Source organism: Luethyella okanaganae, from assembly GCF_042660285.1.
Lineage (GTDB): Bacteria > Actinomycetota > Actinomycetes > Actinomycetales > Microbacteriaceae > Luethyella > Luethyella okanaganae.
Map to the genome: position 1 here is coordinate 562,764 of NZ_JBHSTP010000001.1, position 23,399 is coordinate 586,162.

Here is a 23,399-nt window from a genome sequence, read left to right on the forward strand (position 1 = left end):
CCCGACATCTCTGGCCGGACATTCGGACGGAGTACTAGCCGAATGCCATCGGCCCGTGGACCGAGGCTCGCTCCGCTGTCGCGACGGGGCCGATCGCGCCGACCTTCACCCGGGTGATGTGCGCGAGCTGTTCGAGGTCACCGGCCTCGTGTCGCCTCGCCGCGTGGATCACGATGGCCGCGCACGCCTCTGCGTCGGCGAGGGCGTCGTGGTGCCGGAAGTCCTCGAATCCGGCGGCCATGGCGGCGACGGGAAGCCGGTAGGAGTCGAGGTGGTAGGTGCGGCGCGCGAGCTGCAGGCTGCACACGTAGCGGAAGTCCGGGACGACGACGCCCACGGCGGTTGAGGTCGCAGCGATCACGCCCATGTCGAAACCGGCGTTGTGGGCGACGAGATGGTCTCCGTCGGCAAAGGCGAGCAGCTTCGGCAGCTGCGTCGCCCAGTCCGGGGCATCCTCGCAGTCGTCCGCGGTGATGCCGTGGATGCGCGTATTCCATTCCAGGAATGCGTCATGCCCGTAAGGCGGGCGGATGAGCCATCCGGCCCGGTCGACGACCGTGCCGTCGCGCACCTTGACCAGGCCGACGGAACACGCCGACGCACTCGACGAGTTGGCGGTCTCGAAGTCGATCGCGGTGAATTCCAGTGGCACGGATCCATGGTCTCATGCTCCTGTGACAATGCCGCTCGTGTTCCGTCGGCCTGGTCACGGTGCGCGTCGGCTGCGCCAACCGACGGCCGGTAGACTGGCCGATCGTGGCGCTCACTATTGGAATCGTTGGCCTGCCCAACGTCGGCAAGTCGACTCTGTTCAATGCACTGACGAAGAATCAGGTGCTCGCGGCGAACTATCCGTTCGCGACGATCGAGCCCAACGTCGGCGTCGTGAATCTGCCTGATGCGCGCCTCGAGACTCTCGCAGGCATCTTCGGCAGTGAGCGCATCCTCCCTGCGGCGGTGGCATTCGTTGACATCGCCGGCATCGTGCGGGGTGCCAGCGAGGGGGAGGGGCTCGGAAACAAGTTCCTCGCCAACATCCGCGAGGCCGACGCGATCGCGCAGGTCGTGCGCGGTTTCTCCGACGGCGACGTCGTGCATGTCGACGGTGCGGTGAACCCCGCCGGCGACATGGAGACCATCAACACCGAGCTCGTCCTCGCCGATCTCGAGACGCTCGACAAGGCGATCGGGCGCTATGAGAAGGAGGTGCGCGGCAAGAGGCTCGGCCCCGAGGTGCTCGCTGCTGCGGAGGCCGCGCGCGTGGCGCTCGACGCCGGAACGCCGCTGTCCGCTGCGAAGCTGGACCTGGAACCGATCAAGGAGCTCGGTCTGCTCACAGCCAAGCCCTTCATCTACGTCTTCAACGTCGACGAGGCTGTGCTGCAGGATGCCGCGAAGCTCGCCGAACTCGCGGCCCTCGTCGCGCCGGCCCACGCGATCTTCCTCGACGCCAAGCTCGAGTCCGAGCTCATCGACCTCGATGCCGAGGACGCCGCCGAGCTGCTCGCCTCGACCGGGCAGACCGAATCCGGCCTCGACCAGCTCGCGCGCATCGGCTTCGACACGCTCGGCTTGCAGACCTATCTCACGGCCGGTCCCAAGGAGACGCGCGCTTGGACCATCCCGAAGGGCGCCAAGGCCCCGCAGGCCGCTGGCGTCATCCACACCGACTTCGAGCGCGGCTTCATCAAGGCCGAGGTCATCTCCTTCGAAGACCTCGTCGCGACGGGCTCGGTCGCCGAGGCCCGTGCCAAGGGCAAGGCGCGGATGGAAGGCAAGGACTACCTCATGCAGGACGGCGACGTCGTCGAGTTTCGTTTCAATGTGTAGCTTGTATCGTCACGCATGCTATGCCTGATCTGATTCCGGTCTGGGGCGAGTCGAGGGGAGCTCGGCGTGTCGGGAGGAACCCCGCTCAGGATTCGTATCGCGCGAGCCACCCGGCGAGGAGCTGCTCGAGCGCAGCGGCCTGCCCGGTGGGGAGCGCTTCGTCGACGAGGCGATGCTCGTTCGCGATGTGTGCGGTGAATGCTTCGTCGATGAGCCCTCGGCCTGATGATGTCAGGGCGATGACGCGCCCGCGTCCGTCGGCCTCGCTTCGGCGCCGGGTCACCAGCCCACGCCGCTCGAGGCGGTCGAGGCGCTTCGTCATCGCGCCTGTGGTGACCATGGTGGATGCCGTGAGCTCGCCAGGAGTGCGTTCGAAGGGTGCTCCGGCACGGCGAAGAGTCGCGAGCACGTCGAACTCGCCCTCTGAGAGGTCGAAGCGACGATAGACGGCGTCAAGATCCTCGCGGAGATGGTTCGCGAGGCGGTGGAGTCGGCCGATCACGCCCTGAGGGGCGACGTCGAGGTCAGGGCGTTCGCGCGCCCACTCGGCCATGATCTGCGCGACGCGGTCGGTCGGGGCATCCATGTCTCCACTATATCTTCTATGGAAGCTATACTAGCTTCCATGGAAGCTAAATGGAGGTGGGTGCTCGTCACCGCGATCGCCCCCGTCGCGTGGGGGAGCGTGTACTTCGTGACGAGAGAGTTCCTCCCCGCAGATCTCCCGCTGTGGGGTGCGGTGCTCCGGGCACTGCCGGCAGGCCTGCTGTTGCTCGTGATCCGACGCGAGCGGCCGCGCCGGTCCTGGTGGTGGCGGGCTGCTTCGCTCGGCGCCCTCAACATGGGAGTGTTCTTCGTGCTCGTGTACCTCTCCGCACAGTTGCTGCCGACGAGCATCGCATCGACGATCATGGCGACATCGTCCATGGTGATGATGCTCTTCGCGTGGCTGCTCGTCTCCGAGCGGCCGCGCGTACTGTCGCTCGTCGGCGCCTTTGTCGGCCTCGTCGGAGTCGTCTTGATGCTGGCGGTGGGAGTGCAGCCGGTGAACCCGTGGGGCGTTGTCGCCTCAATCGCGGCCATGTCGATGTCCTCGCTCGGCTTCATCCTTGCAAAGCGCTGGGGTTCGGGCGTCGACGTGCTCTCGCTCACCTCGTGGCAGCTCATCGCGGGCGGCGTCATGCTCGTGCCTGCCGCGCTCATCTGGGAGGGTATGCCCCCAACGCTCGACGCATCGAAGCTCGCCGCGTTCGCCTATGTCAGCGTCGTGGCCACGGCGCTCGCCTTCGTCGCCTGGTTCAGCGGGCTACGCCGCCTCGCCGCGGGGACGGTCGGCCTGATCGGGCTCTTGAATCCCGTGACCGGGGTGCTCCTCGGCACCCTGGTCGCAGGCGATCCCTTCGGGCCGGGGCAGTTTCTCGGACTCGCTCTCGTTTTCGCCGCCATCCTGATGGGGTCGTGCCAGCTGCAGGTGGCGGGCAGGAGCAGCAGACAGGAACGGTCTCTGCCCTGGGAATCTGAGCGACTGTCATGAACCCTTGCGCTATTCACCGACCGGCGTAAGATGTTATCTACCACCAGATGAATCTCTGGCATAGAAAGGTCTCGACGAGTCGACAGACGCCGAGGCCTTTTGGGTTGTCTGGGGAAGTCACGGGGGAGACTGGTCCGTGGCGGTTCTTTGCGCCGTTCCGGTTCCGCGCCCGGCCGGGCCGCTAGTGTCCGCCGTGAGAGCCTCCCGGTGCATCGGACGGCTTGCGGATGAAGACGGCGCCGATGATCGCGAGGAGGGAGATGATCGCGCCGGCGAGGAAGGCCATGCGCACACCGTCGGCCAGGGCCACCTCTGGAGATGCACCGCTGACCGTGAGCACACCGGTCTGTGCCGTCATGATCGTGATGAACAGCGCCGTTCCCGCCGCACCGGCCACCTGCTGGACGGTGCCGACGATCGCGCTGCCGTGCGAGTACAGTTGCGGCTGCACCGCGCCGAGGCCCGCAGAGAACAGCGGTGTGAACATCAGCGCGAGCCCGAGGCTCAGAACGATGTGCGCGGCGAGCATGAAGAATGGCGAGGTCGTCGCGTTCACGAGCGTGAGCGACCAGAGCACCGTGCTCACGATGATCGACCCCGGAATGAGCAGCACCCGTGGCCCGCGCTTGTCGTAGATACGGCCGACGAACGGCGCGAGCAAGCCCATGATCAGCCCGCCGGGCAGCAGGAGCAGCCCGACCCTGACCGGGTCCATGTGCAGCACGTTCTGCAGGTAGATCGGCAGCAGGATGATCGTGCCGAAGAGCGCCATCATCGACACGGCCATCATCGACACGGCCACCGTGAAGATCGGCGAGTTGAAGGTGCGCAGATCGAGAAGCGCCACGTCGCGGCGCTGCAGGAGAAGCTGTCGCACGATGAAGCTCGCGAGAGCGACAGCGCCGACGCCGAGGGCTATCCACATCTGGATTCCGGCGGAGGGTGCCCCCGGCCCGGTGCCGACGGCCTCGCCGACCCGGCTCAGACCGTAGACGAGCCCGCCGAAGCCGAAGGCGGATAGGACGACGGAGAGCACGTCGATCGGAACCTTCTGCGGTTCGGTGACGTTCTCGACGTGGCGGATGCCGATGACGAGCATGGCCACCGCGATGGGCAGCACGATCCAGAACATCCACCGCCAGCTGAGGGTGTCGAGGATGAACCCGGAGATCGTCGGTCCGATGGCCGGCGCCACCGAGATGACGATGGACACATTGCCCATGGTCTTGCCGCGCTCCGCGGGGGCGACGAGGGTCATCAGGGTCGTCATGAGCAGCGGGACCATGATGGCTGTTCCCGAGGCCTGCACGATGCGACCGAGCAACAGGATCTCGAAGCCCGGCGCGAGAGCGGCGATGAGGGTTCCCAGTGAGAACAGGCTCATGGCTGCGATGAAGATCGGACGGGTGTCGAAGCGTTCGAGCAGGTAGCCGGTGATCGGGATCACGACCGCCATCGTGAGCATGAACGCCGTCGAGAGCCACTGGGCAGTGCCAGCGTCGATACGTAGATCCGTCATGAGCTTCGGCAGGGCGACGCCCATGATGGTCTCGTTGAGGATGACGACGAAGGTCGCCGCGAGCAGCAACCAGATCACCCTCGTGTTGCGGCGTCCGTGATCGGGGCGATCGCCGGCGTCGACGGTCGCGTCGTCGACGGTGGGGTCTGGGCCGAGGTCGGTGTCGGAGCTCGTTCGTTCGGTCACGGGCGATTCCTATTCATGGTGGGCACAGCTTCATGGTGGGCACAGCTTCATGGTGGGCACAGCGGCAGCTCTACCGGAGGGGTGCAGCAGGTGAGAACAGACCGCCGTCTGCCGTTCCGACTTTAGCGATCGCACATGACGACGATACCGGCCGCATGAGACATTCCGGACCGCATGAGACATTCCGGATCAGTCGGAGGCTATTCCGGCGACGGATGTCACGGCGGCCGCCACCGCAATCGCCGCGTCGTCCAACTCGCAGGCCGTGGTGGTGGCGGCCAGGGTGAAACGCACGGCCGTCTGCGCCACCTCGCGCGGGACGCCGATCGCGGTGAGCACGTGCGAAGGCTCATCGCTGCCCGCCGCGCATGCCGACCCGCTCGAGCACAGCACCCCGTGTCGCTCCAGTTCGAGCAGAACCGCCTCTCCGCTCGTACCGGGGAACACGAACGAGGCCGTGCCGGGAAGGCGTTCCTCCGGGTGTCCTGTGAGCCGAGCGCCGGGCACGGTGGAGAGCACCGCCGCGACGAAATCGTCGCGCAGCAGGCCGACCCGCGTCGCGGCATCCGCACGCTCGCGCTCGGCGAGGCGCAGCGCTGTGGCGAAGGCCACGGCGCCGGCGACGTTCTCGGTGCCGCTGCGCCTGCCGCGTTCCTGACCGCCGCCGTGCACGATGGGTTCCAACGGCAGACGGCCGCGCGCCACGAGCGCGCCGATCCCCTTCGGCGCGCCGAGCTTGTGTCCTGACAGCGAGAGGGCGTCGACGCCGAGTGTCGGCACGTCGACGGGCAGCCAGCCGGCGGCCTGCACGGCGTCGCTGTGGAACGGGACGCCGGCATCGTGTGCTATCCCGGCGAGCACCGCGATCGGCTGCACCGTGCCGATCTCATTGTTCGCATATTGCACCGAGACGAGGGTCGTGTCGGGCCGGATGGCGCCGCGCAGCTCCTCCGGATCGACCGTGCCAGCCGCATCCGGGGTCAACTCGCTCACCTCGAAGCCGTGGACGCGCCGCAGATGGTCGACGGACTCCAACACCGCCTCGTGCTCGATCGGGGTCGTGATCACGTGCCTGCCGCGTGGCGAACCGAGCGCGATGCCCTTGATCGCGAGGTTGTCGGCTTCCGTCCCTCCGGAGGTGAACACGACGTCGCCCGCCCGGCAGCCGAGCACGACGGCGACATCACGCCTGGCGCCAGCCAGAGCCTCGGCGGCGGCCTCGCCTGCCCGGTGTCGGCTCGAGGGGTTGCCGAACTCTCCCGTGAGGAACGGCCACATGGCTTCGAGGGCCTCCTTCCGCACGGGGGTCGTCGCTGCGTTGTCGAGGTAGATCATGATGGGCCTTCGCGGCGATCGGCTCCGTCGTCCGTGCCGATCGCGATGTCGAGTCCGAGGTCGAGCGAACGCACGCTGTGGGTGAGCGCGCCGACCGAGATCACGTCGACGCCGGTTGCGGCGATCGCGCGCACCGTGTCGAGGGTCACCCCGCCGCTGGCTTCGACGATCGCGCGGCCGGCCACGATGGCGACGCCCTCCCTCAGATCGTGCTGGGTGAAGTTGTCGAGCATGATCGTGTCGACTCCGGCGGCGAGGACCGGCTCGATCTGATCGAGACGGTCGACCTCCACCTCGAGGTGCGTGGTGTGCGAGAGCTGGGCGCGCACCCCGAGCAGGGCTTCTGTGACCGAGAGCCCTCCGGCGGTGAGCACGGCGAGATGGTTGTCCTTGGCCATGACGGCGTCCGACAGCGAGAAGCGGTGATTGTGCCCGCCGCCGTCGAGCACGGCCTGACGTTCGAAGGCGCGCAGCCCTGGCGTGGTTTTGCGGGTGTCGACGATGCGGGCGCGCGTACCGACGGTCTCGGCGACGTAGGCGGCGGTGAGGCTGGCGATGCCGCTCATGCGCTGCACGAGGTTGAGCGCGACGCGCTCCGCCTGCAGGATGCCCCGGGCGGAGCCGCTCACCTCCGCTAGCACGGCTCCGGCATCGAACCGCGCCCCGTCCGCCGCGACCGCCGACACGTCGATGGTGTCATCGGTCAGAGCGAACGCCGCCCGGAAGACCACCCCGCCGCTGAACACGCCCGGCTCGCGAGCCACGAGCCGGGCGGTCGCGATGGTTCCCGCCGGGATCAGCAATTGCGAGGTGAGGTCACCCCATGGCGCGTCTTCCGCAAGCGCGGCGGAGACGACGGTGTTCACGATGGCCGGGGTCAGCATGCGACGGCGTCCTCTCTGGCTCGTGCGAGCGGGGCGCGCACGGCGAGTTCCTGGCGTTCGACGGGAAAGTCCGAACGGAAATGAGCGCCACGCGACTCCTCGCGGGCGATCGCGGCCGCGACGACCAGCCGGCCGAGGTCGAGCAGATTGGCGTCCTCCAGCTCGCCGCGCGAGGCGCCCGGCCCGGTCGGCGGTCTGCGCCAGCCGTCGAGGGCTTCGGATGCCGCCTCGAGTCCCTCACCCGTCCGGAGCACGCCGGCCGCATCCCACAGGAGCCCCTGCAGGGCGTCGCGGGAGAAACCGGGCAGGGCGTTCCCCTCGTCCTCTTCCGCCGGAGACGAAGCGATGTCTGCGATCGCGGGGGCGTCGTCCGACTTTCCATACCGCGTGCGCACCGAGCCGGCACGTCGCGCCGTATCGTCGCGGTCGTGATGCTCGTCGCAGATCGCTCGCACGGCGCGGTCTGCGAAGACCGACGCCTCGAGCAGCGAGTTCGACGCGAGCCGGTTGGCCCCGTGCGCTCCTGTGCAGGCGACCTCGCCGACGGCGAAGAGCCCCTGCAACGACGTGCGGCCCCAGACGTCCGTCGCGACGCCGCCCATCCAGTAATGTGCGGCGGGGGTGACCGGAACGCCATCGGCTGCCCAGTCGTAGCCGGCCGCGTGGCACGCCGCGGCGATCGTGGGGAATCGCGACTCGAGAAACGCGCGTCCGAGGGCGGTGGCATCGAGCGAAATCGGCACGCCGTGCTGCGCGGCCATCTCGACGACCATCGCACGCGCGACCACATCGCGTGGGGCGAGCTCGGCGAGAGGATGCACGTCGAGCATGAACCGTTCGCCTCGCGCGTTCCGCAGCACGGCGCCCTCGCCGCGTACGGCCTCCGAGACGAGAGGAGCGCCTGGGGCGACGAGCGCGGTCGGGTGGAACTGGATGAATTCGAGATCGGCCAGTTGCGCGCCGGCCCGCCACGCGGCGGCGACGCCGTCACCCGTTGCGACGGCGGGGTTCGTCGTGTGCCGGTAGAGCCGCCCGCCGCCGCCGGTCGCGAGGATCACGGCATCCGCACGCCGGACGCTGCGCGTGTCGTCGGACGCCTGCACCTCTGCGCCCGCCACGATGCCGCCGTCGACCACGAGATCGACGAGCATCGTGTGTTCGATGACGTGAACCCCCCTCCGATGTGCCGTCGCGATGAGCGCACCTTCGATCGCGGCGCCTGTCGCGTCGCCGCCGGCGTGCAACACTCTGGCCCGGCCGTGAGCCGCCTCGAGACCGCGGGCGAGCCCCGAGTCGTCCCGATCGAAGTCGACGCCGAAGCGGATGAGATCGCGCACCCGGGCCGGTCCCTCCTCGCACAGCACCCGGGCGGCATGCGCATCGCACAGCCCGGCGCCGGCGCGCAGCGTATCGATCAGATGTGCTTCGGTCGAGTCGTCGGCGAAGAGGGACGCGGCGATGCCGCCCTGCGCGTAGCGGGTGTTGCTCTCTGTGAGCGCTTCCTTCGTCACGAGGGTGACGTCGACTCCTGCCTCGACGGCGCGCACGGCGGCGAACAGACCCGCGAGGCCGCTGCCGACCACGAGCACGGACGTCATCTCAGACCCCGTCCACGGTGGCCGGCGGCACACCGACGGGCTCGGAACGGGGTTTCGCTGCGAGCATCCGCTCGAGGGCCAGACGGGCGGGCTCGGCCACGTCGGCTCCGACCGTGACGCGGTTGAGCACCTCAGACGGCCGATCCGCTCCGGCGTCGAGCGCGTCGCCGCCCACGAGCGCCTCGAGCACCCAGGCGAGGTAGCCGGGGTGGATGCGGTACATCGTCGAGCACGGGCACACGACGGGGTCGAGACAGAAGATCGTGTGCTGCGGGTACTGTGCGGCCAGCCGCTGCACGAGGTTGATCTCGGTGCCGATCGCGAAGCTGCTGCCTGCCGGGGCCGCGGCGATCGCCTTGGTGATGTAGTCGGTCGAGCCGTACTCGTCCGCCGCGTCGACGACCGGCATGGGGCACTCAGGATGCACGATCACGCGTACGCCAGGGTGGTCGATCCTGGCCTGTTCGATCTGGTCGACGGTGAAGCGTTTGTGAACGCTGCAGAAACCGTGCCACAGGATGACGCGCGCGTCGTCGAGCCCTTCTGGGGTGTTGCCGCCGAGAGGCTTGCGCGGGTTCCACATCGGCATCTGCTCGAGCGGCACCCCCATGGCTTTGGCCGTGTTGCGCCCGAGGTGTTGGTCGGGGAAGAACAATACGCGCTGGCCGCGCTCGAAGGCCCATTCGAGCACCGACGCGGCGTTCGAGGAGGTGCATACGATGCCACCGTGCTCGCCGCAGAAGCCCTTGAGTGCCGCCGAGGAGTTCATGTAGGTGACGGGGATCACTGGCACCCGGCCGTCCGCGTCCGGTTCGGTGCCGTAGAGCTCCTCGAGCTGCTCCCAGCACTCGGTGACGGAGTCGATGTCCGCCATGTCGGCCATCGAGCAGCCGGCGGCGAGGTTCGGCAGGATCACGGCCTGGCCGGGTGCGCTCAGCAGGTCCGCGGTCTCGGCCATGAAGTGAACGCCGCAAAAGACGATGGCTTCTGCGTCTGACTTCGAACGGGCCGCTTGGGCGAGCTGGAAGGAGTCACCGACGAAGTCGGCGTACTGCACGACCTCGTCGCGCTGATAGAAATGTCCGAGCACGACGACGCGGTCGCCGAGGGTCGCCTTCGCGGCGCGGATGCGAGCGTCGAGCTCTCGGGCCGATGCGGCGCGGTAGCGCGCGGGAAGCTCGCCCTGCCGCGGTGCTCCGGTGGGGAGCACGTCGCCCATCGACGAGCCGGGACCATAGCCAGGAGTACCTCCGTCGAGCTCCCAGGGGGCTTTCACGAGATCGGGGCTGCAGGTGCTTCCGGTCGTCTGGCCGGCGCCGATCAGGCGGATCGTGCGGTCGACGGATGCCGTCATGCTCGTGTCAGTGATGTTCGAGGTCGTGGTCATAGTGCGCTCCCGATGATGGCCGGACCGAGTGGACCCTGGTCGGCGAGGTCGATGGACGAGTCGTAGCGGTAGAGCCGCGGCGGGCGGTGGGGGGCTCCGGCGAGGCGTTCCTCCGTGGCCACGACAACCTTGGATGCCTCGATCATGCGGCGGAAGTTCGCCGGGTCGAGCGGTTTGCGCAGCACGGCCTCGTGCACCTCGCGCAGCTGGGCGAGGGTGAAGGTTTCGCCGAGGAAGGCATGCGCGATGCGCGAGTACTCGACCTTCGTGCGGAGCCGCCACTGCGCGTATTCGACGATCGTGTTGTGGTCGAAGGCGAGTTCCGGGAGGTGATCTGCGGGGAACCAGCGCACGTTCTCGCCGACCGCCGTGCGTGCGGCCTCCTCGGATTCGACCATGGCCCAGTAGACGACGGACACCACGCGGGTGCCGGGGGAGCGGCCGATCCCGCCGAAGGTGTACAGCTGCTCGAGGTACTTGGGCGAGAGCCCGGTGGTCTCCCTGAGCGTGCGCCCCGCCGCCGCACCGAGCTCTTCGTCTTCGGGGAGCCAGCCGCCCGGCAGTGCCCACAGCCCCAGGTGCGGTTGGCGGATACGGCGCACGAGCGGCAGCCACAGGGTCATGATCGACGTGACCGGGTCGGGTCGCAGGGCGAAGATGACCGTCGACACGGCGAGGGACGCCGGCGAGGCGATGCCGACCGGGGGCGTCGCACCCGTGGGATCGATGGTCATGGGACATCCGTCTCGGTAAAGGTCAAAACGACTGTAACTGTAGAGCCATCTTATAGTCACAATGACCCGAACATGCAATCGGCGGCACGGTGCGCTTGGCGTGCCCTGCGCCTCCACGGCACGGTATGCTGTGAGCGTGCCCTCGGGTGCGATGTGCGCAAGTGAATATCGGGCCACTACGGTCGACGCGGGAGAGCCGGTCGTCGCAAGACGGATCGGCACCGAAGGAGCAATCCTCCCCGACAATCTCTCAGGTACGTGTACCGCGTCGAGCTGGCCACTCTGAAAAGTGGACGTCGTTTGCGACATCCGGATTGGGCCTGTCAAATCCTCGCCCGCTCTGGACAGACGATGTTCCGCCCACGGTGAAAGTCGCGGTGTCGCCGGGACGAAACTCTCAGGCCGGATGACAGAGGGGGAGTTCCAAGGGTCCGACCGGACCCCGAGAATCTCGTCCGGTCTCGACCGGCTAGACCACAGAGGAACTCCATGACCTCGACCACCTCAGATCGATCGCTCGAACGCTTCTCTCCACTGCACCAGCTCCACGTCGATGCCGGCGCGAGCTTCACGGACTTCGGCGGCTGGCAGATGCCCGTGCGCTACTCGAGCGATCTCGCCGAGCACCATGCGGTCCGCACGGCTGCAGGCATCTTCGACATCTCGCACATGGCCGAGATCGCCGTGCGTGGCAGGCAGGCTGCAGCGTTCCTCGACTTCGCCCTCTCCAGCACGCTCTCCTCGATCGCCGTCGGCCAGGCCACATACAGTCTGCTGCTGAACGAGCGGGGCGGCATCGTCGACGACCTCGTCGTCTACCGCCGCGGAGACGACGACTACATGGTCGTCGCGAATGCGGGCAACCGCGCGGCAGCCGTCGCCGCGCTCGCCGAGCGCGCGGCGGGCTTCGAGGCGGCCGTGAGCGACGTGAGCGACGAGATCTCGCTCATCGCGGTCCAGGGGCCCAATGCTCGCGCCGTCCTCGAGGCGACCGACGGTCTCGCCGTTCACGACGGCGAACGGGGCATCGGCGAGGTCAAGTACTACTGGGCGACCCAGGCCACCTTCGCCGGACATCCGGTCTTCATCGGGCGCACCGGCTATACCGGTGAGGACGGGTTCGAACTGTATGTCGACATCGCGGACGCTGAAGCGTTGTGGAGGGCCCTCCTGAGATCCGGTGAGGCCGGTGGGCTCGTGCCGTGCGGGCTCGCGAGTCGCGACACCCTGCGCCTCGAAGCCGGCATGCCACTCTACGGCCACGAACTCGGCGTCGACATCTTCCCGGCGCAGGTCGGCCTCGGGCGCGTCGTCGCGCTCTCCAAAGAGGGCGACTTCGTCGGACGCTCGGCGAGCGAGCGCGGACCGGACGCCGCCGCGCGGGTGCTCGTCGGGCTCGCCTCGGAAGGCCGTCGTGCCGGACGCGCAGGCTACGCCGTTTTCGCGAGTGCGGATGCGGCCGAGCCGGTCGGCGTCATCACGAGCGGTGCGCTCTCGCCGACCCTCGGTCATCCGATCGCCATGGCCTACGTCGCGCCGGAGCTGGGCGGGCCCGGAACAGAGGTCTTCATCGACGTGCGTGGGACCCGCATCCCGGCAGCCGTCGTCACGTTGCCGTTCTACAAGCGCCAGAAGTAGCACCACCCATCGAGAAGCACCGCCGGAGAGGAAAAACCCATGGTTGACAAGACCCAACTCACGTACACCGCCGAGCACGAGTGGGTGCGCGTCGAAGGCGACACCGTTGTCATCGGCATCACCGACTACGCGGCCGACAAGCTCGGCGACGTGGTGTTCGTCGACCTTCCGGCCGTCGGTTCGACCGTTGTGAACGGCGCCGTCGTCGGCGAGATCGAGTCGACCAAGTCGGTCGGCGAGCTCTTCGCTCCGATCGACGGCATCGTCACCGCCGTCAACGGCGAGGTCGTCGCGCGTCCGGAACTCGTCAATACCGACCCGTTCGGCGAAGGCTGGCTCATCGCGGTCTCCGTCGAGGCGCTCCCCGCGATGCTCAGCTACGACGAGTACGCCGCGCTCGTCGGGGAGTAGTGCGACGGATTGGGTAACGCAGCAATGAACGACGCCTCCTCGTCCATCCCCTCGTCGGCTTTCGGGCAGGACGCCTTCGGACGCCGCCATATCGGAATCGGTCTCGTCGAGCAGCAGCGCATGCTCGCCGAGCTCGGTTACGGCTCGCTCGAGGCGCTCGTCGACGCCGCGATCCCTGCGTCGATCCATGTCGGCGAGATCCTGGACTCGGCGATTCCCGCGGCTGCGACCGAGCGGGAGGCGCTCGCCGAGCTTCGTTCCTACGCCGACCAGAACACCGTGCGCACCTCGATGATCGGTCTCGGATACTACGGCACGATCACGCCGGCGGTCATCACGCGCAATGTGCTCGAGAACCCGAGCTGGTACACGGCCTACACCCCCTACCAGCCGGAGATCTCTCAGGGCCGGCTCGAGGCGCTCATCAACTTCCAGACGATGATCGCCGATCTCACGGGACTCGATACGGCGAACGCCTCGATGCTCGACGAAAGCACGGCCGTCGTCGAGGGGATGCTGCTCGCTCGACGAGCGTCGAAGTCCGTGTCGAACCGCTTCGTCGTCGATGCGGACGCGCTGCCTCAGACGCTCGCTCTGCTCTCTTCGCGCGCGGAGGCCGTCGGCATCGAGCTCGTCCTCGCCCCGTTGTCGGCCATCGGCGGCGGCGGCCTCGCCGCACTCGGTGAGCATTTCGGCGTCTTCGTGCAGTACCCGGGAGCCTCTGGCCGGGTCTGGAACCCGGCGGGGATCATCGCGACGTCGAAGGCCCAGGGTGGTCTCGCGGTCGTCGCGGCCGACCTGCTCGCCCTCGCACTCATAACGTCACCGGGTGAGCTGGGCGCCGACGTCGCCGTCGGCACGAGTCAGCGCTTCGGTGTTCCTATGGGCTTCGGAGGGCCGCACGCCGGTTACCTGGCTGTGCGCGCCGGCCTCGAACGCCAGCTCCCCGGTCGTCTCGTCGGAGTGTCACAGGACGCGGCCGGCCACCCCGCGTACCGGCTCAGCCTGCAAGCCCGTGAGCAGCACATCCGGAGGGAGAGGGCGACCTCGAACATCTGCACCGCGCAAGTACTGCTCGCCGTCATGGCGAGCATGTTCGCTGTGTACCACGGCCCGGGAGGCATTCGTCACATCGCCGTCACCACGGCGCTCAAGGCCCGTGCCCTCGCGCGCGTGCTCGGCGGGTACGGCCTGACCCTCGTGTGCGACGACTTCTTCGACACGATCCGGGTGCGCGTCCCCGGCCAGGCCGCCACGATCGTCGCACGTGCCCGCGAGCTCGGCTACAACCTCTATCTCGCGGATGACGCGACGGTCGCGGTCGCGGTCGACGAGACGACGACGGCAGACGACCTCTCGGCGATCGCGGCGGCTTTCGGGCTGCCCGCCCGCACCGAGGTCTCGCTCGATCCGAGCGCGGACGCGGTGCGCGCGAGCGTGCCCGCCGGCCTCGTGCGCGCGAGCGGCTATCTCACGCATCCCGTGTTCAACACGCATCACTCCGAGACGGCGATGATGCGCTACCTCAAGACGCTCGCCGACCGTGACTATGCGCTGGACCGTGGCATGATCCCGCTCGGCTCGTGCACGATGAAGCTCAACGCTGCCACCGAGATGGAGGCCGTCACCTGGCCGGAGTTCGCGGGCCTGCACCCCTTCGCCCCCGAAGCCGACGTCGTCGGCTATCTCGGCATGATCGAGCAGCTCGAGAGCTGGCTCGCCGAGGTCACCGGGTACGACTCGGTCTCGCTGCAGCCGAATGCTGGTAGCCAGGGGGAGCTCGCTGGACTGCTCGCCATCCGCTCGTACCATCGCGCGAACGGCGACGAGCGGCGCACCGTCTGTCTCATTCCGTCGAGTGCTCACGGCACGAATGCGGCGTCGGCCGTGCTCGCCGGCATGAAGGTCGTCGTCGTGGCCTGCGACGAGCTCGGCAACGTCGACCTCGACGACGTGCGCGCCAAGATCGACAGGCACGCCGACGAGCTCGCCGTGCTCATGATCACCTATCCGTCAACCCACGGGGTCTATGAGCACGAGGTGACCCAGATCACTCAGGCCGTGCACGACGCGGGAGGCCAGGTCTACGTCGACGGGGCCAACCTCAACGCCCTGCTCGGATTCGCCCGCTTCGGCGACTTCGGAGGCGATGTCTCGCACCTCAACCTGCACAAGACCTTCTGCATCCCGCACGGCGGCGGCGGGCCGGGTGTCGGCCCGGTCGCGGCGAAGGCCCACCTCGCGCCCTATCTGCCGGGGCACCCGCTGGCGCAGCGTGCCGACCACGGAGGCTACGTCCATGCCGGCGGTCCGGTCTCGGCCGCGCCCTACGGCAGTCCGAGCATCCTGCCGATCTCGTGGGCCTATGTGCGCATGATGGGCACCGAAGGGCTCAAGCAGGCGACGGGGGCCGCCGTGCTCTCGGCGAACTACGTCGCCAAGCGTCTGCGTGAGCACTTCCCCGTGCTCTACACGGGCGACGACGGCCTCGTCGCGCACGAGTGCATCCTCGACCTGCGCCCGCTCACCGAGGCGACGGGGGTGACCGTCGACGACGTGGCCAAGCGCCTCATCGACTACGGGTTCCATGCGCCGACCATGTCCTTCCCTGTCGCGGGGACCCTCATGGTCGAGCCGACCGAGAGCGAGGACCTCGGAGAGATCGAGCGCTTCGTCGAGGCCATGATCGCCATCAAGGGCGAGGCGGACGCCGTCGCCGCTGGAGCCTGGCCGGCCGACGACAACCCGCTGCGCAACGCCCCGCACACGGCGCAGTCGGTGATCAGCGGCGAGTGGAAACACCCGTACACGCGTGAACAGGCCGTCTATCCCGTGCACACGCTTGTCCGCACCAAGTACTGGGCCCCCGTGCGCCGCGTCGACCAGGCTTACGGTGACCGCAACCTCGTCTGCGCGTGCCCTCCGCCGGAGGCCTTCGAGGTCTGAGATCCAGTCGTAGAAAGGCCGGAAGGGAAGCCATCGCAGCCAGGGGAGGCCGCCTCGCACAGAATTGGCCTCCTGTCTGCGCGATGGCCTCCCGTCAGGCCGCCGGATGCCGCGGGCCGATGAGGCAACGCAAGCAGCCGTGGTCGGGCCACCGTTGTTGGCCCAACCACTCTGCATACGTTCCTATGAGCGCCAGTGCAAGAAATAGCTATGGAGCACGGCGTCGTAGTAGCAGCCGCTGAGGATGGTGGCTCCGTGAGCCCGCAAGTCCGCCCGCGTGACATTGCATGTCAACCAGGTCGCATAGCTTGCAGAGCCCCCTCCCGCGAAGGCCGGAGTAGCTACTCCGAAGAGCGCCGCCCACACGACTGTTGCCCCCACCAAGGCGCTGGTGGCCGTTCTCTTGATTTTCAAGATGTCCCCCGTGATCTTCAAGATGTCCCCCCGTTTTCTGTCTGGATGTCTCACGTTATGGTCATGCAGAGAAGCGCCCAAGTCGTCCGTTCGGCCGACTTGTCGATTCATCGTGAGTGTTTTAGCCTGGCCTTCCGCCCTGTGTGTTTGGCGCTCAGCCCTCGCCCTGAGTCACGGCGAAAAAGCCCGGCCACCATGCCACGGCGAGCGGGTACCCCACGAACGAGACGATGTCGATGAGCCAGTGCGCGACAACGAGGGGCATGGTCCGTCCCCACCGTGCGTAGCACCATCCGAACAGCACGCCCATCGCCATATTGCCGAAGAACGGCCCGATGCCCTGATAGAGGTGGTAGCTGCCGCGCAGTGCCGCGCTCGACAGGATGATCGTCCAGCGCGACCAGCCGAGTTCGCGAAGCCGGGTGAACAGGTAACCGATCGCGATGATCTCTTCGCTGAGCGCCGCCCGCACCGCGGACAGCACGAGAATCGGGATGGTCCACCAGTGCGGGTCGACCGGCGACGCGACGATCGGCACGGTGATGCCGATCGCCTTGCCTGCGAGGTAGAACAGGATGCCCGGGACGCCGATCACGAGCAGGAGCGCGAGTCCTCCGGCTGTGTCCTTGCCCGGCCTGCTCAGGTCGAAGCCGATGCGTCTGAAGGGACTCCCGCCCGGCTGCCAGAGCAGATAGAGCACGAGGGCGACGACGAACAGGCCGAAGAACACGTCCAGGAACTGGTAGCTGAAGTCGAGCCACTCACGTTGCGAGCGTGAGGCGTTGAGGCTTGCCGACTGCTCGGACAATGGGGTTCCGGCGGTGAGCCTTGCCACGATCGAGACGATCGAATAGACCGCGGACGCTCCGAGCGAGAGCCCGAGGACGATGACGATCTCGAGCCGGAGCCGCGTGCGCGTCACCGTGCGGCACCTCCGACCCGGCAGGCGGGCGTTCCACCGGGGAGCCGGTACCGGTACTTCGCCACGAGCGTGTAGCCGAGTGCGGCGATCCAGGACCACGGCGGCACCGTCATGAGCCAACCGACGGCGCGCAGGGCCGGGGCGTCCTGGTGGCGCAGGAGCGCCGATACGGCGAGATGTCCGCCGTATCGGCGCGTCGGAGTGAGGAGCCACACGCGCGCTGCCGCATCGGCGGAGGTCAGCCCGTGCTCGTCGAGCGGAGTCCACTGATACGGCATGGCCTCTGGCATGGCCGGTAGCGCACGCTGCAGCCAGCCGACGGCCGTCGTGCAGAAGCCGCAGTCGCCGTCGAAGACGAGGAGGGCACCGGAAGATGCTGCGCTTGGCATGCTCTCATCTTCGCACCTCGTCGACGACGCGTCGCCACGATGTCGACGGGAGCCGCCGCCGCTGCGAGATGTGAATAGATGCATGAAACCAATGTTTCGTGCAGAAAAATCTGGAGCAAGGTTGCTGCTCGGTAACGTTTGATCGGCTGGTTTGCGGATGTAAGCAGTCCTCCTTAGTCTCGTTTCTAACCTGGCGCGACAGCGTGGCCACAAACTGTGCTGTCGTCGCCCCTTTTGCACAGGAGGAAAATTGAAGATCAAGAGATTTGGCGTTGCCGCCATTGCTCTGGCAGCGGCGGGTGCTTTGACCCTGTCCGGCTGCGCTACCGGTGGTGGAGGCTCCTCGACCAAGGGCAGCTCCTCGGCCATCATCACCGTCAACGGGACTGAACCCCAGAACCCGCTGGTCCCGGCTATCACCAACGAGGTCGGCGGTGGAAAGATCCTCGACTCGATCTTCGCCGGTCTGGTCTACTACGACGCCTTAGGTGCTCCCGTCAACGATGTCGCGGAGTCGATCACGACGGACGACGCGAAGAACTACACCATCAAGATCAAGGGTGACCAGAAGTTCACCAACGGTGAGAAGGTCACGGCGAAGTCCTTCGTCGATGCGTGGAACTACACTTCGCAGGCAGAGGGTCAGACATTTGCCGGCAGCTACTTCTTCTCATCGATCGCAGGATACGAGGATGCCGCCGCCGCAAAACTCACCGGGCTCAAAGTCGTTGATGACACGACGTTTACCGTTGAGCTCTCTCAGTCAGAGTCCGACTTCCCGCTGCGTCTCGGCTATTCCGCGTTCTTCCCACTGCCCGAGGCGGCGTTCAAGGACATCGCGGCCTTCGGTGAGAACCCCATCGGCAACGGTCCGTACATGTTCGCGAGCGACAAGGCGTGGGCGCACAACGAGAAGATCGAACTCGTCGCGAACCCCGACTACAACGGTGACCGCAAGGCCCAGAACGGCGGCGTGACCTTCGTTCTGTACTCGAGCGAGGACGCGTCCTACGCCGACCTGCTCTCCGGCAACCTGGACATCCTGGACTCGATCCCGGCCAGCTCCCTCGGCAGCTACCAGGCCGACCTCGGCGACCGCGCGGTCAACCAGCCCGCGGCCATCTTCCAGTCGTTCACGATCCCGGCGCGCCTGCCGCATTTCGGCGGCGAGGAAGGACGGCTCCGCCGTGCCGCGCTCTCGATGGCGATCAACCGCGACGAGATCACCAAGGTGATCTTCAACGAGACCCGCACCCCGGCGCACGACTTCACCTCGCCCGTCATCGACGGCTACTCGGACAGCCTCGCCGGCTCCGAGGTGCTCAAGTACAACCCGGATGAGGCCAAGAAGCTGTGGGCCAAGGCCGACGCCATCTCGCCGTGGACCGGCACCTTCCAGATCGGCTACAATGCCGACTCGAGCCACCAGGCCTGGGTCGACGCCGTGACCAACGGATTCAAGAACGTTCTCGGCATCGACGCCTCCGGCGCCCCGGTTCCGACGTTCGCCGAGTTCCGCACCTCCGTGACCGACCGCGCCATCCAGACCGCGTTCCGCACCGGTTGGCAGGCCGACTACCCGGCCCTGTACAACTTCCTCGGCCCGCTCTACGGCACGGGTGCCGGTTCGAACGACGGCGACTACTCGAACCCCGAGTTCGATGCCCTGCTGAAGAAGGGTCTCGCCGAGACCGACCTCAAGACGGCCAACAAGGTCTTCCAGGACGCTCAGGTGATCCTGCTCAAGGATCTGCCCGCCATCCCGCTGTGGTACGCCACGGTCAACGGCGGCTACGGCGAGGCCGTGAGCAACGTTCAGTTCGGTTGGAACTCGGTCCCGCTCTACTATGAGGTGACCAAGAGCGAGTAATCGTTCGCATCGACCGGTGAGAGTTCTCTCTTAGCCGCTCCGTGGGGCGGCAGCTATCAGCTGCCGCCCCACGTACACGCTCGTACCAGCTTGCGGCGCTACCGCGCTACCCTTGACTGATCGAGCCGGAAACACAGATTGGTTCACCGACGCATGTCCTCCCAACCCCCTAGCGCCACCTGATCTCGTGGGCGGCTATATTTTTCGCCGAGTCCTGCAGGCGGTGCCTGTTCTCCTCGGGACAACGTTCCTCATCTACTTCATGGTCTTCGCCATGCCGGGCGACCCCATCGTCGCCTTGTTCGGCGACAAGACCCCGTCTCCCCAGGTCCTTGAGGCTGTGCGTGAACGATACAACCTCGATAAACCGTTCATCGTGCAGTATTTCATCTACCTCGGCGGCATCTTCCGCGGCGACTTCGGAATCTCCTTCTCAGGACAAGCCGTGAGCGATATTCTCGTCAAGACCTTCCCGGTCACACTGCGCCTCGCGGCCCTCGCCGTGTTCTTCGAAATGGTCGCCGGCATCACGATCGGCCTCGTGAGCGGTCTGCGCAAGGGCAAGTTCTTCGACGCAAGCGCGCTCGTCGTCAGCCTGATCCTCATCTCGCTGCCGATCTTCGTACTCGCGTTCACCCTGCAGTACCTGCTCGGCATCAAGCTCGGCTGGTTCCGGGCGACGGTGAGTTCCGGGGCTCCGCTCCAGGATCTGATTCTGCCGGCCATCGTGCTCGCATCGATCAGCTTCGCCCAGATCGTCCGACTGACACGGTCGTCAGTCATCGAGACGAGCGGCCAGGACTTCGTACGCACCGCCGCGAGCAAGGGCCTCAGCCGTCGGCGGATCATCCCCGTGCACATCCTGCGCAACTCGCTCATCCCCGTCGTCACCTATCTCGCCGTCGACTTCGGCACGCTCATGGTGGGTGCGACGGTCACCGAGGGCATCTTCAACGTCCCGGGTGTCGGACGAACGTTGTACCAGGCCATCCTCAAGGGTGAAGGCCCGACGGTGGTGTCCTTCGTCACCGTGATGGTGCTCATCTACCTCGTCGTGAATCTCCTGGTGGACTTGTTCTATGCCGTGCTCGACCCAAGGATCCGCTATGCCAAGTAACACACGCCCGACCCAGGGGCACTTTGTCGCGCCCCTGGAGGAAACACCCCTCGTCGCGATCGACTCGGTCAAGACCGATGGCAAGCCGTCGAATCTCTGGATCGACGCCTGGCACGATGTCCGCAAGCGGCCTATGTTCTGGATCTCGTCCGCTCTGATCCTGCTCGTCGTCATCGTCGCGCTGTTCCCGGGCCTATTCACGCAGGTCGCTCCGAATGACGGCTGCCTGCTGGCCAACAGCAACGGCGCCCCTGTCGCGGGGCACCCGCTCGGCTTCAACAAGCAGGGCTGCGATATCTACTCGCGCATCATCCACGGAACGTCGACATCGCTCTCGGTCGGCATCATCGTGACCGTGCTCGTGGCTGCCCTCGGAATCGTCTTCGGCGCATTCGCGGGCTTCTACGGCGGCTGGATCGACTCGGTGCTCTCCCGTGTCGGCGACATCTTCTTCTCGATCCCCTACATCCTCGCCGCCGTCGTCATCATGTCGGTCTTCTCCCGGTACCGGAGCGTGCTGATCATCTCCTTGGCGATCGGCCTCTTCGCGTGGCCGTCGACGGCTCGTGTGCTGAGAGCGGAGATCCTGCGCGTCAAGAACTCCGACTTCGTCATGGCCGCGACCGCGCTCGGTGTCTCGCGCTTCCGGATCCTGCTGCGTCACGTGCTGCCGAACTCGATCGCCCCGGTGATCGTCGTCACCACGATCTCGCTCGCTGCGGCCATCGTCGCGGAGGCGACGCTGTCCTTCCTCGGTGTCGGTCTGCCGTCCACCGTGATGTCGTGGGGCAACGACATCAGCCAGGCGCAGTCCGATCTGCGCACGGCGCCGCAGGTTCTCATCTACCCCTCGATCGCACTCTCTGTGACCGTGCTGAGTTTCATCATGCTCGGCGAGGTCGTCCGCGACGCGCTTGACCCGAAAGCGAGGGCTCAACGGTGAGCAGCAAGTCAGTCATCAGCGCGGACCCGAGCCGCCCGATCCTCGAGATCACGGACCTCGAGGTCGGCTTCACCACCCAGGACGGCGTCGTCAAGGCCGTGGACGGCGTCAATATCACGCTGTACCAGGGGCAGACCCTCGCGATCGTCGGCGAGTCCGGTTCCGGCAAGTCGACGACCGCGCACGCGATCATCAACCTGCTGCCGGGCACAGGGAAGATCACCGGAGGGCAGATCCTCCTCGACGGCGAGGACATCACCACGGCATCGAAGCGGGAGATGGAGGACATTCGCGGAAAGCGGATCGGCTTCGTCCCCCAAGACCCGATGTCGAACCTCAATCCTGTGTGGAGCATCGGCTTCCAGGTGGAGGAAGCCATCAGAGCCAACGGCATCGCCTCCGGCAGGAAGGCGGTCAAGGCGCGCGCCATCCAGGTGCTCAAGGACGCAGGCCTGCAGGATGCGGATCGTCGTCTCAAGCAGTTTCCGCACCAGTTCTCGGGCGGCATGCGACAGCGTGTGCTGATCGGCATGGGGCTCGCGTCGAACCCCAAGCTGCTCATCGCCGACGAGCCGACCTCAGCACTCGACGTCACGGTGCAGCGGGTCATCCTGGACCACCTCGAGAGCCTGACCCGCGACCTCGGCACGACGCTGTTGTTCATCACGCACGACCTCGGTCTCGCAGCGGAGCGGGCCGAGCAGCTCGTCGTCATGTACAAGGGCAAGGTCGTCGAGTCCGGCCCATCGGTGCAGATCCTGCAGAATCCGCAGCACCCGTACACTCAGCGTCTCGTCGCCGCGGCGCCGAGCCTCGCGTCGCGTCGCATCCAGGCGAGCAGCAAACCGCTCACGGAGCTGGGCTACGAGGCTGAGAAAGGCAACGAGGTCGTCGACCTCATCGTGACGGCTGAGGCTCGTGCCGAGGCGCATCGGGCCGTCGCGTCTCTGCCTCCGGCGATCGTCGTCGAGAATCTGACGAAGGTCTACAAGATCCGTGGCTCCGGCGACTTCACGGCCGTCGACGATGTGTCGTTCTCCATCGCACGGGGCACGACGACCGCCCTTGTTGGCGAGTCTGGATCGGGCAAGTCGACGGTCGCCAAGATGCTGCTGAAGCTCGAGGACGCAACGAGTGGAAAGATCATCGTCGGCGGTCAGGACCTCGCGGGGATGGGGGGCAGGCAACTCTTTGACCTGCGGGGAACCATGCAACCGGTGTTCCAGGATCCGTACGGCTCGCTCGACCCTCTGCGCAACATCGGGAACACGATCTCAGAGCCGTTGTCGACCCACCGGGTGGGAACGAAGGCCTCCCGCCGGGAGCGTGTCTACGAGTTGCTCGATCAGGTCTCCCTGCCGCGCACTCTCGTCAGCCGCTACCCGAACGAGTTGTCCGGCGGCCAGCGGCAACGTATCGCTATCGCGCGTGCGCTCGCGCTCAAGCCCGAGATCGTCATTCTCGACGAGGCGGTCTCGGCGCTCGACGTGCTCGTGCAGGCTCAGATCCTGCGCCTGCTCGCGGATCTGCAGGAGGAGCTCAACCTCACCTACCTGTTCATCACGCACGACCTCGCCGTGGTGCGTGTCATCGCCGACAACGTCTGCGTGATGCAGAAGGGCAAGATCGTCGAGACGGCATCCACCGACGAGGTCTTCGACAACCCGCGGCAGCAGTACACCAGGGACCTTCTCGCGGCCATCCCCGGCGCGGGCATCCAGCTGGCGGTGTAGCGGCTGGAG

At 66.9% G+C, this 23,399-nt stretch carries 19 protein-coding genes and 2 riboswitches; of the genes, 9 read left to right on the forward strand and 10 right to left on the reverse strand.

Annotation, left to right across the window (positions count from 1 at the left end; all coding sequences use genetic code 11):
* Window positions 1–34: 34 nt before the first annotated feature.
* Window positions 35–652: an exonuclease domain-containing protein gene (locus ACFQB0_RS02535; protein WP_386727192.1), complete on the reverse strand. Its 618-nt coding sequence runs from the start codon at window positions 650–652 to the stop codon at window positions 35–37.
* Between the two features lie 104 nt (window positions 653–756).
* Here ACFQB0_RS02535 and ychF point away from each other — a divergent pair, with 104 nt between their 5' ends.
* Window positions 757–1,830 carry a redox-regulated ATPase YchF gene (ychF, locus tag ACFQB0_RS02540; RefSeq protein ID WP_386727195.1) on the forward strand — a complete coding sequence of 358 codons (1,074 nt, stop codon included), beginning with the start codon at window positions 757–759 and terminating at the stop codon, window positions 1,828–1,830.
* An 85-nt stretch (window positions 1,831–1,915) separates the two neighbouring features.
* On the opposite strand, the gene ACFQB0_RS02545 is transcribed toward ychF, so the two are convergent.
* The gene (locus ACFQB0_RS02545; RefSeq protein ID WP_386727198.1) at window positions 1,916–2,416 is read right to left on the reverse strand and encodes a MarR family winged helix-turn-helix transcriptional regulator; all 501 of its coding nucleotides are present in this window, start codon (window positions 2,414–2,416) and stop codon (window positions 1,916–1,918) included.
* Window positions 2,417–2,455: 39 nt separating this feature from the next.
* Between ACFQB0_RS02545 and ACFQB0_RS02550 the strand changes: the two genes are divergently transcribed.
* Window positions 2,456–3,364, forward strand: a complete 909-nt coding sequence (locus ACFQB0_RS02550) for an EamA family transporter (RefSeq protein WP_386727201.1) — start codon at window positions 2,456–2,458, stop codon at window positions 3,362–3,364.
* A 181-nt stretch (window positions 3,365–3,545) separates the two neighbouring features.
* On the opposite strand, the gene ACFQB0_RS02555 is transcribed toward ACFQB0_RS02550, so the two are convergent.
* The 6 genes from ACFQB0_RS02555 to ACFQB0_RS02580 all read right to left on the reverse strand — a co-directional run bounded on the left by ACFQB0_RS02555 (window position 3,546) and on the right by ACFQB0_RS02580 (window position 11,007).
* On the reverse strand, window positions 3,546–5,069 hold the full coding sequence (locus ACFQB0_RS02555; RefSeq protein ID WP_386727203.1) for a DHA2 family efflux MFS transporter permease subunit: 1,524 nt from the start codon (window positions 5,067–5,069) through the stop codon (window positions 3,546–3,548).
* Between the two features lie 189 nt (window positions 5,070–5,258).
* Complete coding sequence (locus tag ACFQB0_RS02560; protein WP_386727206.1) at window positions 5,259–6,404, reverse strand: cysteine desulfurase family protein; 1,146 nt, start codon at window positions 6,402–6,404, stop codon at window positions 5,259–5,261.
* The gene (nadC, locus tag ACFQB0_RS02565; protein WP_386727209.1) at window positions 6,401–7,288 is read right to left on the reverse strand and encodes a carboxylating nicotinate-nucleotide diphosphorylase; all 888 of its coding nucleotides are present in this window, start codon (window positions 7,286–7,288) and stop codon (window positions 6,401–6,403) included. Before nadC ends, ACFQB0_RS02560 begins: the two co-directional genes overlap by 4 nt.
* Window positions 7,282–8,886 carry an L-aspartate oxidase gene (gene nadB / locus ACFQB0_RS02570; protein ID WP_386727212.1) on the reverse strand — a complete coding sequence of 535 codons (1,605 nt, stop codon included), beginning with the start codon at window positions 8,884–8,886 and terminating at the stop codon, window positions 7,282–7,284. The genes nadC and nadB overlap by 7 nt, the downstream gene beginning before the upstream one ends.
* A 1-nt stretch (window position 8,887) precedes the next feature.
* Window positions 8,888–10,273: a quinolinate synthase NadA gene (gene nadA / locus ACFQB0_RS02575; protein WP_386727215.1), complete on the reverse strand. Its 1,386-nt coding sequence runs from the start codon at window positions 10,271–10,273 to the stop codon at window positions 8,888–8,890.
* Complete coding sequence (locus ACFQB0_RS02580; RefSeq protein ID WP_386727217.1) at window positions 10,270–11,007, reverse strand: NUDIX hydrolase; 738 nt, start codon at window positions 11,005–11,007, stop codon at window positions 10,270–10,272. Before ACFQB0_RS02580 ends, nadA begins: the two co-directional genes overlap by 4 nt.
* A gap of 178 nt (window positions 11,008–11,185) precedes the next feature.
* Window positions 11,186–11,283, forward strand: a riboswitch (glycine riboswitch).
* A 54-nt stretch (window positions 11,284–11,337) separates the two neighbouring features.
* A riboswitch (glycine riboswitch) is annotated at window positions 11,338–11,430 on the forward strand.
* A gap of 66 nt (window positions 11,431–11,496) precedes the next feature.
* On the opposite strand from ACFQB0_RS02580, the gene gcvT reads away from it, so the two are divergent.
* Genes gcvT through gcvP form a run of 3 tightly spaced genes read left to right on the forward strand, consistent with a single transcriptional unit; the run spans window position 11,497 to window position 16,002 of the window.
* Window positions 11,497–12,645 carry a glycine cleavage system aminomethyltransferase GcvT gene (gcvT, locus tag ACFQB0_RS02585; protein ID WP_386727220.1) on the forward strand — a complete coding sequence of 383 codons (1,149 nt, stop codon included), beginning with the start codon at window positions 11,497–11,499 and terminating at the stop codon, window positions 12,643–12,645.
* 39 nt (window positions 12,646–12,684) lie between these two features.
* The gene (gene gcvH, locus ACFQB0_RS02590; RefSeq protein ID WP_386727223.1) at window positions 12,685–13,056 is read left to right on the forward strand and encodes a glycine cleavage system protein GcvH; all 372 of its coding nucleotides are present in this window, start codon (window positions 12,685–12,687) and stop codon (window positions 13,054–13,056) included.
* Between the two features lie 24 nt (window positions 13,057–13,080).
* Entirely contained in the window at window positions 13,081–16,002 is a 2,922-nt protein-coding gene (gene gcvP / locus ACFQB0_RS02595) for an aminomethyl-transferring glycine dehydrogenase (RefSeq protein ID WP_386727226.1), read from the forward strand.
* 568 nt (window positions 16,003–16,570) lie between these two features.
* Here gcvP and ACFQB0_RS02600 read toward each other — a convergent pair.
* Together ACFQB0_RS02600 and ACFQB0_RS02605 are read right to left on the reverse strand one after the other, a co-directional pair.
* The gene (locus ACFQB0_RS02600; RefSeq protein ID WP_386727228.1) at window positions 16,571–17,338 is read right to left on the reverse strand and encodes a CPBP family intramembrane glutamic endopeptidase; all 768 of its coding nucleotides are present in this window, start codon (window positions 17,336–17,338) and stop codon (window positions 16,571–16,573) included.
* Window positions 17,335–17,727 (reverse strand): thiol-disulfide oxidoreductase DCC family protein, encoded by a 393-nt coding sequence (locus ACFQB0_RS02605; RefSeq protein WP_386727231.1) that lies wholly within the window; start codon window positions 17,725–17,727, stop codon window positions 17,335–17,337. The genes ACFQB0_RS02600 and ACFQB0_RS02605 overlap by 4 nt, the downstream gene beginning before the upstream one ends.
* A gap of 250 nt (window positions 17,728–17,977) precedes the next feature.
* Here ACFQB0_RS02605 and ACFQB0_RS02610 point away from each other — a divergent pair, with 250 nt between their 5' ends.
* The 4 genes from ACFQB0_RS02610 (at window position 17,978) to ACFQB0_RS02625 (ending at window position 23,390) form a co-directional block, all read left to right on the forward strand.
* Window positions 17,978–19,597, forward strand: coding sequence for a peptide ABC transporter substrate-binding protein (locus ACFQB0_RS02610; protein WP_386727234.1), 1,620 nt, complete (start codon window positions 17,978–17,980; stop codon window positions 19,595–19,597).
* Between the two features lie 187 nt (window positions 19,598–19,784).
* Window positions 19,785–20,714, forward strand: a complete 930-nt coding sequence (locus ACFQB0_RS02615) for an ABC transporter permease (protein WP_386727236.1) — start codon at window positions 19,785–19,787, stop codon at window positions 20,712–20,714.
* Window positions 20,704–21,657: an ABC transporter permease gene (locus ACFQB0_RS02620; RefSeq protein ID WP_386727239.1), complete on the forward strand. Its 954-nt coding sequence runs from the start codon at window positions 20,704–20,706 to the stop codon at window positions 21,655–21,657. The genes ACFQB0_RS02615 and ACFQB0_RS02620 overlap by 11 nt, the downstream gene beginning before the upstream one ends.
* The gene (locus ACFQB0_RS02625) at window positions 21,654–23,390 is read left to right on the forward strand and encodes a dipeptide ABC transporter ATP-binding protein (RefSeq protein ID WP_386727242.1); all 1,737 of its coding nucleotides are present in this window, start codon (window positions 21,654–21,656) and stop codon (window positions 23,388–23,390) included. Before ACFQB0_RS02620 ends, ACFQB0_RS02625 begins: the two co-directional genes overlap by 4 nt.
* Window positions 23,391–23,399: the final 9 nt, after the last annotated feature.